This window comes from Pelagicoccus enzymogenes (genome assembly GCF_014803405.1).
GTDB classification, from domain to species: Bacteria; Verrucomicrobiota; Verrucomicrobiia; order Opitutales; family Opitutaceae; genus Pelagicoccus; species Pelagicoccus enzymogenes.
The window spans coordinates 9,704-22,992 of record NZ_JACYFG010000004.1 but is presented as its reverse complement, the minus strand read 5'-3'; the positions used below and the strand labels follow the sequence as shown (position 1 = coordinate 22,992).

General features: G+C 51.8%; 1 protein-coding gene. It reads left to right on the top strand.

Translation table 11 applies throughout. The annotated features are described in order from the left end of the window. Nucleotides 1–156: 156 nt before the first annotated feature. Nucleotides 157–12,891, top strand: a complete 12,735-nt coding sequence (locus tag IEN85_RS02140) for an Ig-like domain-containing protein (protein ID WP_191615427.1) — start codon at nt 157–159, stop codon at nt 12,889–12,891. Nucleotides 12,892–13,289: the final 398 nt, after the last annotated feature.

Here is a 13,289-nt window from a genome sequence, read left to right as displayed (position 1 = left end):
ATTCTAGGTATTGAATAGGTAGTTATTAGTGTACGGTAAGTAGAAATAATTAGATATCGCTTGACTCGTCGGTGATTAGTTTTTGTTCATGGCTACCTTGTTGGTTTCATCGTTGTTGAGGCCTACCAAGGATCCCCTTCCTCTTGTATGTTCCCCATGAAAAAGCGAAATACCGTTCTTCGGTACGTCTTGCAACTGCTTGTCGCCTTCCTGCTGTCAGTGCACCTCACCGCAGAAACAGGAGATCGACTGGCAACTGCTTCGATTATTATAGAACACCCTCCGACTATCAATGGCCTCGTCGATGGCGATATTCGATTCAACAAGGAAGGGGTGCTTAATCTGAACAGTGGTGCTGAGATCTCTGGTATTTTGAAAGTACCTGGCACTCCAACGGTTAAGATCAACGCGAATGGCTTTGTCGGTGAAATACTTGAAGGCGAGGGCAGCGTGTATCCATCAAATTACCGAGTACATGTGAACGGTAGTGCGATCGTGAGTACAGTACTGACAAAGTCCGATCCCGAGCCCCTTAGCCATCCAAAGTCCGCTATCGCTCCATCTGGGTATCGAAAGGTAACAATTAACTCACCCTTTGATGATCCGGGGGATTTCGCTACGATCAGAGATTTCAGTGTAAACTCAGAAGGCCTGAGTTTTCATGTTTCTCCTGGAGCATATGGTAGATTTAGCCTGAGTAACGGGTCCGAACTCGTGTTAGGTTCCTCAGGATCAAACGAGCCTGTTGTCTATTCGTTTGAGCGTATTCAACTAAATGGAAACTCAAAAATCACTCTTTTGAGTGAGGTCGTTATCGATCTAAGCAACGGATTTTCGACGAGCGGGACAATAGGAAGCGAGGAGCATCCAGAGTGGTTGTCGCTCAACGTCTCAAAGGGTGGGGTAAACCTCAACGACCATGGCCGCATCTACGGTAGGCTCAAAGCTCCGGTTGGGCACGTAAATATCAATTCGCACGCCAGACTTGAGGGGGCGTTGGAGGCAAACCGTCTGAATTTGAATGCCAAGGGGGAGATCGTGGCTCGTCTAGCGGTGAATCCGACTGAGAACACACCTCCGGTGGCAAGCGGTAAGACAGTGGATACTCTAGAGGATGTGCCGATCGCTCTTGCCTTGATTGCGAGCGACGCGGATGGAGATGAACTTGGCTACACCGTCCTCGCGTCCCCCGAAAATGGGGTGCTGAGTGGAGAGCTTCCAAATCTCATTTATACGCCAGATCTAAATTTCTTTGGAACGGACTCTTTTACTTTTTCCGCAAATGATGGATTCGAAGAGTCGAATGTAGCTATGGTTACGATAGAAATAGAGTCAGTGAACGACGTTCCAGTAGCAGCCGCATTGAGTCACTCTACTTTAGAGGATGCTCCAGTTGAGATGCAACTTAAGGGAGAAGACGCCGATTCCACCAATCTAGTTTTCAACATTACAGAAGAGCCTCGATTTGGTTCTCTTGATCTCAGTGAATTGCCTAGGGTTAGGTATATTCCAAATCAAGATTCGGATGTAGACGACACGTTCACATACACGGTTTTCGATGGTGAGGCTACATCTGATCCGGCGATTGTAGCAATCAGCGTCACTCCAGTAAACGACGCCCCTGATGCTTTGCCACTCCGATTTGAATTACTTGAGGACAGCGTGCTGGACTTAACCTTGGTAGGGGCGGACGCAGAGGGCGCCCAATTGGAATTCGAAATTGTGAATCAGCCTGCCTATGGTTCGATTGAGTTGTTGCAGTCGCAGGATCCCATAGTGGATCCAGATTACAAATATGTGCCTAATCCGGAATGGTTTGGCAGTGATCGTTTTACTTACCGTGTTTTCGATGGCGTGGACTATTCCGGTGAGGTTTCGGTCCTGATTGGTGTGCAACCGGTCAATGACCGACCGGTTGCAGTAGGCGATTTGGCTTCAGTCAATGAAGATAATGTTTTGATTGGAGAGCTTGATGGGGATGACGTCGATGGAGACAACCTATCGTTCGCTCTCGAGACAACCCCTACGAGTGGCTCAATTTTAGTCACAAGGGAGGGGGATTTCGAATATTTGCCTGAAACTGATTACTTTGGAAACGATTCCTTTACCTTCTCAGTATCCGATGGAGTCCTTCAATCTGACCCTCAAACGTTTAATATTGTTGTATTGCCAGTCAATGATACCCCTGTCGCAATATCCGACTCGGTGAACGTTACAGAGGACGTTCCGCTGCAGATTACCCTCGTCGGAACCGATGTCGAGGAGGGCCAGCTAAGCTATGCTATTACGAACCCACCAGCTCATGGTAGTTTGAGTGGGACTGCTCCTGACCTACTGTATACCCCGAATCTAAATTATTCGAGCCCTGAAGGGGATGGTTTTTCGTTCATCGTCAATGACGGGGAGCTGGATTCTCAGATCGCGAATGTGGAGATTGCTTTCGCTCCTGTTAATGACATCCCTTCTGCAGAGCCTGTTGAGTTTATCACGGTTGAGGATACCCTCCTCTCGGAATTACTCACGGGAAGCGATATCGAAGGGGATGTGTTGACTTTCAATCTTGCTCAGCCTGCCGAAAATGGAGTCGTTTCCATAGGCACGAGTGGATCGTTTACTTACCTGCCCGATCCCGACTTTTACGGCTCTGATTCATTCACCTTCACAGTCTCTGACAATGTTTCGATATCGACACCCTCTATCGTTTCTCTAACCGTGAGTCCGATCGACGATGCTCCGGTTGCGAAGAGCCTCAGTTTGGAGATAATTGAAGACACGCAATATAACGGTTTTTTGCAGGGAGAAGACTCTGATAATGACCTCTTAGAGTATGGAATGGCCTCACCTCCGGTGTATGGAGTTGTACGGATCCAGAGCGATGGTTCATTTATGTATGTGCCAAACGAAAACTTCTACGGGCAAGATCTATTTTCCTTTTTCGTGTCGGACGGAAACTCTAATTCGGATCCCGCTGGTGTCATCATTTCGGTAGTTGGCGTCAACGACGGGCCGGCAGTTGTTTCTACGAACTTTTCTGTGCCGGAGAATCAAAGTTTACCGATTATTCTCGAGGGATTCGATGTTGAAGGAGATTCAATTACTTTCTCTATCATCTCCAGCCCGCTAAATGGAATTTTGCTAGTGGATGGAGTCGAGCTTACGGACTTTCCGGCCCGTGTCCCATGGGAAAAACTCGTATATGTTCCAACAGCGGGATACGGTTCAACAGAGTCGTTACAAATTGCGGCTAACGATGGATTAGAAGATTCGGTAGTCGCTACGATCTCTATCTCAATTGAAGAGGCAGTTAATCAAGCGCCCATAGTGGACGCTGGCTCCGATGAAACCTACTTTGTCTCGGCGTCATTGAGTCAAACAGGCGGTGCTGGGGCGCTTGTCGTTTGCAGTGACGAATGGGCACTCAGCGACCATGCATACTCGGTGGCTCCAACCACTTCCGCTTTCGCTCTCAACGTTATCAGGCTCTTTGCGGATGAGCCAGGCTCTACGTTTTTGGCACGAAGCGAGGCGGGTTACCGGGGATTTGCCCAAAGCGAGTTTATCGGTGACGTGGAGGATGAAGGACATGCCATGGTCGTTGATCCGTACGGACCTCTGTCGCTTGAATACCTTTCTAGTTTTTCTGCCGTCTTCGTTGATGCCACTTACCCTGTGGATCGAGACCTTCTTGGGCAGTATCTCGAGAGCGGCGGTAACGTGTACATCACCATGGCTTCTGCATTTGTGGATCCATTAGATGAAGCTGAGTTTTGGAATCCGTTCCTAGCTGAATATGGGATGAGCATAGCATCGTCATGGAACGGTCTAAATGCGAATATTCCCATGGAGACCGGCAATGCATTATCGGAGGAGGTTGAGAGGCTTTATTATTGGAATGGAGCGAGTATCACGCTTCAAGATCCTGACGATCCGGCGTTGACTGTCGTGCAGAAATCGGGAGGCGAGCTTCTAATGGTCGCTAGATTCAAAGGCTTTGAAGCTAGTACAATGCTGGATGGATCAGTTTCAGATGATGGATTGCCTTTGGGTTCTGAAGTAGTCTCTGATTGGAAGTTGATTGAGGGCTCGGATGACATTTCGTTTGGGGATTTTTCCGAACCTCAGTCTCGGGTTTCCTTTTACGCTCCGGGAAGTTATAGTCTCAGACTGGAGGCTACAGATGGCGAGTTGGTGGCAAGCGATGAAGTCGAATTTCTCGTTGTACAAAATCAGGCACCGATTGTCTCTGCGGGTTCGAATGTCTACGCATCAGGTCCTACTGCCGCAATCGATCTAAACGGTTTTGTCTCAGATGATGCGCTTCCATCTGATACGCTTCTAACAGAGTGGACCGCGAGTTACGGCCCCTCGTCCCTTTTGTTTTCCGATGCAACAGATCCTGAAACTAGCGTTTCAGTGGTTGACCCAGGTGTATACGTTCTGTCCTTGGAGGGTAGCGACACGCTGGATCGAAAGTCTGACACGACCGAATTGCGAGTTGGCCCTTTGGAATCAGCTCCAGTTGCAGCGAGCATCGCGGCTTGGTGGCCCTTCAATGCCTCCCCCAAAGATATGATTACGGGGGGCAATTCATTTAGATCTACGGAAGATCTAGTATTCGAAAATGCCAAAGTGTCCGCAGGATTACTGTTGGAAGGGCGTTCGAGTCCTATTTGCGTATCGGCTGGATCCAGTCTCGATGTTGGCAAATCTGAATACGGTTTCACAGTCGAAGCTTGGGTGAAGCCGAGCGAGTTTCGAGATGCTGCAATCGTTGAGTGGTCTTCTTCTGAAGAGAGCGGTGTTGGTTTCAGGCAGTGGTATTTTGGTCGAGGTTTATATGGTTTTATCAGGGATACCGATGGGAATGAGCACACCGTTTTCGTTCGTGATGTTCTCGAGGTCGATGTATGGCAGCATATTGCTTTGTCTTACGATAGAAAGACCGGAACAGCCCGCATCTATATAGATGGTCGGTTGGTGAAAAAAACGAATCTAGGAGTTTTCACACCCAAAACGAACTTGGATCTTTGTTTGGGTGGTTCGAAGCACTCAGGACTGCTTTACCAAGGAGCAATCGATGAATTGGCGCTTTATCGCGAGCCGCTGGAAGATGGGGAGGTTTCGGCTATTTATGCTGCTGGATTAGCCGGAAAGTTGCCTGTCGAATATTCCTACCCAACTGTCGACGCTGGAGTAGATCTAGTCCTCAAGGATTCTGAGGCACCCGCCCAGCTAAATGCGGTCATCAAGGATGATTCTAGTGAGGTTGTGGTTGGTTGGAGTCTTTACGACGGCCCAGGGAGCGTGGCTTTCACGGATAGCGGATCCCTCTCAACGGAAGCTCATTTCGATACCGCCGGAATATATCTTCTCGAGGTTTCTGTATATGATGGAATTGTTCGATCATTTGATAGAGTTGAAGTGAGAGTGGGTACGAGGTCCGTCGATCCCGCAAATAGCCTAGCTGCTTGGTGGCCCCTAAATGGAACTCCTGAAGAGGTATTGAATGGCAAGCACGATTTTGAACTTGATGTTGGCACAGAATTTGGGACCGGTTTCTCTTCGCTCGGCGTAGATTTCGACGGCAATCCAGGCGTTCTAGAGGCACATGCGGCGACTGGCCTAGACATCGGACCGTCCCCGCAAGGGTGGACTGTTGAGTTATGGATGAATCCATCGGAGTTTCGAGATACACCTCTTGTGGAATGGGCGGACGACTCTAGCTATGGAGTCAGTCTTAGGCAATGGTGGTTTGGTCGTGGACTCTATGGCTTTATCCGTGATGCTTCAGGTGTTGTACACGAAGTATTCGCTCAAGATGTGCTTGAGCTGAACAGTTGGCAGCATGTGGCGCTGTCCTACAGTCCATCTACCGGTGTCGCCAGTTTGTATCGCAACGGTGAAGAGGTGGCTGTTAAGAAAATTGGACTAGTCGATACTCAGACTTCGTTCGATTTTGTAGCGGGTGGTTCTCCGAGGGAGGATCGTTATTTTATTGGAAAGCTCGATGAGATTTCCCTCTACAACGAATCGCTGTCGAGGGCACAGATTTCAGCTATTTACGGAGCAGGGGCCTCTGGCAAGACGCCTTTGAACAACAAGGCACCAGTTGTCAGAGCGGGAGATGACCTTACGCTGCTTGACCTTGATTCGCCTGTTTATCTATCGGCCACTGTTGACGACGACGGGTTGCCGAATAATTCCCTCAGTATCCAGTGGTCTACATTTAGTGGACCGAGCTCGGTCTCCTTCTCAGAGGAAAACGCTGCGGCCACTTTGGTTCAGTTTGACGCTGAAGGCGTATACATCCTCGAAATCGCGGTCAGCGATGGAATCTCTCGTTCGACGGATACCCTGACCGTGAGAGTGGGTCCTGCGGCGGCCGAAACTTTGTCTGGCATTGCCGCTTGGTGGCCGCTTGACGATGATCCTAGCGAAGCTGTATCTGGTGTTCACAACCTTACGATCCACCAAGGAGTAAACTTTGCTACGGGCATCGTAGGCGAGGGTCTGAACTTCGATGGCGTTTCAAGCCGAGCCTCCGCATTGGGTGGAACTGGAATTGACGTAGGTGCATCGGAAGATGGGTTGACTCTCGAGCTTTGGGTAAACCCGTCCGAGTATAGGGACACTCCGCTTGTCGAGTGGGCTGAAGGGAGCCTCTCGGGCGTAAGTCTCAGGCAGTGGTGGTACGGGCAGGGGGTATTTGGCTTCTTGCGCGACACCTCTGGGAACGAGCATACCTTATCCGCTTATAACGTCATGCAGTTGGATAAATGGCAGCACGTGGCTCTGACCTACGATGCAGTGAGCGGTATGGGGCGCTTGTACTTGGATGGTGCGGAAATAGCTTCAGAAAACCTCGGTTTGTTTACGCCGCAAACGAGTCTAGATTTCGTGGCAGGCGCTTCGCTTGCCGAAGGACGTTTTTTCAAAGGCAAGTTGGACGAAATCACGCTTCACAAGCGTCCGCTGTCGCCTGTGGAAATTGAGTCGATCTACCAAGTAGGTTCGAGTGGATATGCCTCCTACCCGTCATTGAATCTGCCCCCGTCGATCAGCGCTGGTCCGGACCTTACGATAGGGAGCATCTCCGGTCCGATTGAACTGACGGGTATTGCGGTTGACGATGACAAGCCTACCGGCCAACCGTTGCAGATAAGTTGGACTCAGAAGAGTGGCCCTGCTGCATCTATTTCCTCGCCTCATTCATTGATTACGCCGGTTGTCTTACCGGAGGTTGGCGATTACGAATTCGTTCTCAGTGTCGACGATTCTGAATACATGGTCAGCGACTCGATACGAGTGCGCGTTGGAGTATTCGAAAACAATCCTCCAATTGTGTCAGCGGGGATGGATCGCACGGTTCAGGTCGGCGAAATCCTGACGCTTGAAGGAAGTGCTCTAGACGATGACTTGCCCTTGGGTCACAGTCTTTCGACGTCTTGGACGGTCGTATCAAGTGCGGGACGGTTGACTTTCGATGACCAGTACGACCCGCAAAGTGGGGTGGTTTTCGGTAGCGCTGGCGTTTACCAGCTGCGCTTAGATGCGTACGATGGAGAGTATCTTGCCTCAGATCTGATAACCGTTACCGCCTACGATGACGTTGACGTTTCTTTGACGCTGCCTGCGACAGGCGACGTATTTACTCTGGAGCAAAGCATCATTCTTCAAGCCGACGCCTTCGCAGGCCAAACACCTGCGAGGTCTGTGGAGTTTTTCGTAAACGGCGAATCAGTTGGAAGCGTTCCCCCGCTTCCCGGGTCGCTTACGCACAGGTTGAGCCTACCAGCCGCTTTGGTCGATGTGGTCAATGGGAGGATAGCCGTGTACGCGGTCGCGAACGATGGTCGTGGGCAGGCTGCTACATCGAAAATCCACGAGATTTCCGTCGTAGATCCCCAAGTAGCTGCGCCGGTGGCGATCCTCTCGCAGGATCAAGCGTCAATCGTTACTGCCCCAACGGATTTGATGGGAACTGCCTCTTCCGAGATCATCGATCGTTACGAGGTTTTAATCCGCAAAGCGGGTGAGGTCACTTGGAGAACTCTTGCGTCCTCCGAATCGCCGGTAGTGGAAGGATTGCTCGCTGCTTTAGATACGACGGTGCTGCTTAACGGATTGTATGAGCTTCGCTTGGAGACAACCGATCTGCTGGGACGCACTGCCAGCGACGAAGCGGTAATCGTAGTCGATGGAGGCATGAAGGTTGGAAACCTATCGCTAGCCTTCGAAGACCTCAGCGTCCCTGTATCCGGATTTCCGATGCAGGTAGTACGATCCTACGATAGCAGAGATGCTTCAAAAGGCGACTTCGGAAACGGATGGCAGATGGCTCTAAGCAACATGCTTATCCAGAAAAACCGTCCGATCGGAACGAACTGGATGGCGACCCAAGAAGCCGTATCTGTCCCGTTCTTTGGCGATACCATCCGTTACCGCGTCGAATCGTCCCGCGACAACCTCGTATTGATTCGACTGCCGGATGACTCGGTCGCGGTTTTCAAGGCAGTCGCCAGCCCGGCTTACAAGGACCACACCCCGCTTCGGGATCCGAAGATCGCATTCGAACCGCTGGGCGACACGCTCGGCTCGCTCGAAATAGTCGGAGACGACGAGGTATGGATCAGTTCCTTCAGCGGAGAGACTGACCTCGAGTCCGAAGCCTTCGCCTTCGACGTCTTCGATCCCAAGCGTTTCAAGTACACCACGGAGGAAGGGCAGGAGTTCGTGATCGACGAGGACCTAGGTCTTCTCTCCATGACGGATCGTAATGGCAATACGCTGACCATCAGCGACGATGGCGTCGCTCACAGCAGCGGTCTTGGCATTGCGTTTACTCGGGATGCAGAGGGCCGCATTACCGCGATCACAGATCCGGAAAATCAGACTCTCTCGTACGCCTACGATGCGGAAGGTAGACTGGAGACCTTCACCAATCGGAGCGACGAGACCTTCACCTACCTCTACGAAAACCCGCACTTCCCGAATTACCTGACCGACATCGTCGGTCCAGACGGCAAGTCTGTGCTTGCCAGCGAATTTGACGCCAACGGCAGGCTTGCCTCCCAGACGGACGCGAACGGGGAGAGCTTCGACTTCATCCATGATATCGAGAACTTCAAGGAGACCGTGGTGAACCGCCTCGGTGTAACAACAGTTCACACCTACGATATCGAAGGGGACGTGACTCTAACCGAGGTCTTCGATACGGAAGGCATCCTCGTGCAGTCGACCGCTTACGAGTACGACGCTCGAGGAAACGAGACGAAGGTGACCGATTCCCTCGGAAACGTTACGGAGCGCAGCTACGATGGCAGCGACAACCTCCTCAGCGAAACCCAAACCGTATCCGTGGATGGAATACCGACTGCCTCCACGACCTCCTACACTTACGATTCAGCGAATAATCCGCTTACCATTACGGATGCATTGAGCAACACCACTACCTTCGCCTATGACGCCAGCGGCAACCTGTTGTCACAAACGGATGCCTTGGAGAATGTCACGCAGTTCACCTACGATGCCAGCGGGAACCTCGAGTCCATCACCGATCCGTTAGGGAACCAGACCGTTTTCACTATCAGCCTCGAGGGCTATCAAACCTCTAGCGCTGTCTATGACGCTGATGGCGTCCTTGTCCAGTATCAGAGTTTCGAGTACGACAGTCTAGGCCAACAGATTCGCAGCAAGGACTACGATTTGCCCGAAGGCGCTAGCGAGACGACGCAAGCCGTGCTCTACCGCTACACGGACTACGACTACGATGGGGAAGGGCGGCAGACCTCTACTGTTGTTTACGATGCGAACGACATCCTTCTGACTTCGTCTTCAACCGATTACGACTCCCGCGGCCAGGTTTCGCGGCAGACCGATGCCCTCGGCCGCTATTCAGAGTTCGTTTACGATGACTACGGAAACCGTACGCAATCCGCTCGGTACGATGAGAATGACGCGCTCCTCGCTAGCGAGTCCTGGACTTACGACGCCGAGGGTCGTCAATCATCGTACTCGGACGTCCTAGGCCGGTTGATGAAGTACGACTATGACGCCCACGGTCGTCAAACCACCGTCCGCTTCATCGGTCTTGTCGATGAGAACGGAGAGGACCTCGATCCGTCCGACAATACTGAGACGCACACCATCTACGATTCGATCGGCAGGGTGGAGGCCACCGTAGACGAGCGAGGCAAAGTCACTCTCTACGAGTACGACGAAAACTGCGGTTGCTCCGGTCACCGGGCCAAGGTTATCGATCCGCTGCTCAACGAGACTGTGTCGTCCTACGACTTGAACGGAAACCAGACCTCCGTGCTCGATGCCAATGGTCACTTGACGCTTTTCGAGTACGACGCGCTCAACCGTCCGACACGCACCACCTTCCACGATGGCACCTACAACGAAACGGTCTACGACGCCCTCGGTCGCCGGATCGCGATCATTGATCAGAATGGCCTAAGAACTGACTACGTCTATGACGCTCTTGGCCGTCTGGTCGAAGTCCGGCAGCCTGCTCCCGCCGCTGGCGATCCTCGTCCTGTCACTTATTACGGCTACGACAGCAGGGGCAACCAGACCTCCCAGATCGACGCCGAAGGCCGTGAGACTAAGTACGAGTACGACGAGCTGGGCCGCCGCGTGAAGCGCATCCTCCCGGAACTCCAAGAGGAAAGCTACCAATACGACGCGCTAGGCAACCTCATTGCCAAGACCGATTTCAATGGCTATACTACCGTTTTTGAGTACGACCGACAGAACCGCCTCGTGAAAGAAACCGCCGACCCGACTCATCCGTCCCTGACGCATTACAACGCTCCCTCTTGGATCGAGCGCAGTTACGACGTCGCCGGCAACCTGCTCACCTCCGCCGTCGTCAACGGCCAATCGCATGGAGAGCAGACTCTCTACAACGAGACGCGAACTTACGACGAGCGCAATCGCCTCGCGACTCGCTCCACGCCTGAAGGGACCTTGTCCTACGCTTACGACGTAGCCGGAAATCTCGAGTCGACGACTTCATCGAATGCCGACGGTATCCAGAACCGTTATACCTACGATGCGCTCAATCGACTGGAATCGGTCAATGACGACCGCTTGGCGGCCAGCCTATCCTTGACCAGCTACACCTACGACGATGTGGGCAACTTGGATACGATCGTCTACGGCAATGGCATCCGTCACGACTACGCCTACGACACGCTCAACCGATTGACGAATCTCTCAATCTTGCGAAGCGACACGAGTTTAGCCCAGAGTTATGCCTACACCCTCGGCAATGCCGGTAACCGAGAAACGATCGCGGAAGCCCGCGGACGAGTGACGCATTACGAGTACGATAGCCTCTACCGGCTGAGCAAGGAGACGATTCTCGGCACCTCGAGCGGAGCTAGCGGGATCGTTGCTTACGGCTACGACGCCGTAGGCAATCGTACCAGCCGCGTTTCTAGCTTGCACGGAGTGAACGGGCAAAACTTCACCTACGACGACAACGACCGGCTCGACGGAAACGTCTACGATGCGAACGGCAATACGCTCAGCTCTGTCGATGGCCGTGAGGGGATTTCGGATACGGTCACGGACGTCTACGATTTCCGGAACCGCTTGATCCGCCGCATCCGTGAAGACGGGCAGGTGATCAATCTCAGTTATGACGCCGACGGCAACCGGGTCGGCAAGCAGTTGCTGGATATATCCCAGTCCGTGCTTCGTAACACGAGTTACCTAGTGGACCTCAACAACCACACCGGCTACGCTCAGGTCGTCGAGGAACGTCTCAACGAAGGAGCAGGCTACAGTCTAGCTGCCCGCTACACCTACGGTCACGATCTGATTAGCCAGACCCGCGATGAGGGAACGAGCTGGTACCTCTACGACGGTCACGGTAGCGTCCGAGCTCTGGTCGATGAGACGGAAACGGTCACGGACGAGTACGAGTACGACGCCTTCGGTATCCTGCTCAGTTCGAGTGCTGCGACCAAAAATGTATACCTCTACACGGGCGAGCAGTACGATGCCGACCTTGGAATGTACTTTCTGCGAGCCCGTTACTTGAATGCTGGCACCGGACGTTTCCACAACATGGATACCTACGAGGGAAGGAACGGCGAGCCGTTGACGCTGCATAAATACCTCTATGCGCACAACAACCCGGTGATGATGGTCGACCCGAGCGGGAACGTGGCGATGGTTACCTTAGCTCAAGGGAATTTTGCCAGGTTAATGCTGCACTCGATGGCGGCATTTAGAACAGCGTTTCTTGTTAACGTTGGTATCCAAGCTCGCACTGTTTCGGTTGCTGCACCTCTGATTAGGGAGCTACAGGGTCTGTCTGCCGAGTTGGCTTCTCTCAATCCTGCAGGAGCAGCCAATATAAATGGGATGATTGATACCCTTCAAGATATGATCAACCCGCAGGAATCTCTCTTTAAGACTCTTGCGCTTTCCTCTTACGCTGGTTTTGCCGCATCATTACCTCCTCCGTGGAACAACATAGGTTGGATTCCGACGATAATAAACTCAGGTAAACAGGCGGCTTTGGTTTATTACATTAACGCAGCTGCCTATGCATCCATAGGCTTTGATAGCGATAAGTTGAGTCTTCGCTCGGAAATTGATCTTCATTCAATCAGTTCGATATTGAGCGTTGTCTTTGGTTTTAGAAGTCCTGCTAAGGACATCGCTCCGGCAACCTCGCTTGTCCGTGATCTTAGGTCTGGAAGTTTTAGAAGTGCAGGAGCAAACTTAGAGCAGCTCGGGCTTAATCTGTCGCACTACGGTCATGTTGGAGCACATGCTCTGTCAATGTATGAGGGAAGAAGTGGCACTGCTTCTGTCATTGGTGGAAGTGGAAAGGTGGTCTATGTGGGGACTGGAGTCTTCAGCCGATAGAATTATGGACCCGATTCAGTTTTTCCAAATGACGCCATTTAGCCTCTTGCTAAATATATTTTTCTTAAATGCTCCCTGCTCATGGGTCTGCTATTATTTTGAGCGGAAAAAATCGTTTTTCTGGATCATGATAGTTGGCACTACAGGATTGCTTGTTTGCTCTGTAGTTGCCGCGATCAATGGGAGTTGGAAGGTGCTTTACCTAGAAAATCTGATCCTAGGTGTTTTTAGTTTAGCTCTTGGTTTTTGGTATAGTTTGAGGAAGGGGAAGGAATCGAAGCAATGGACTCACTTCGAAGATTAATCCATAAACCAACTACAACTCAACTTGCGTTCAACTCCTGCAGTGTGGCACATGCTCCTCGGCAAGCTCGTCGGTGCTCCGCACTGCTGCCAGC

Coding starts and splice junctions, on each gene's coding strand:
- IEN85_RS02140 (WP_191615427.1), top strand. CDS start 157: ATGAAAAAGCGAAATACCGTTCTTCGGTACGTCTTGCAACTGCTTGTC.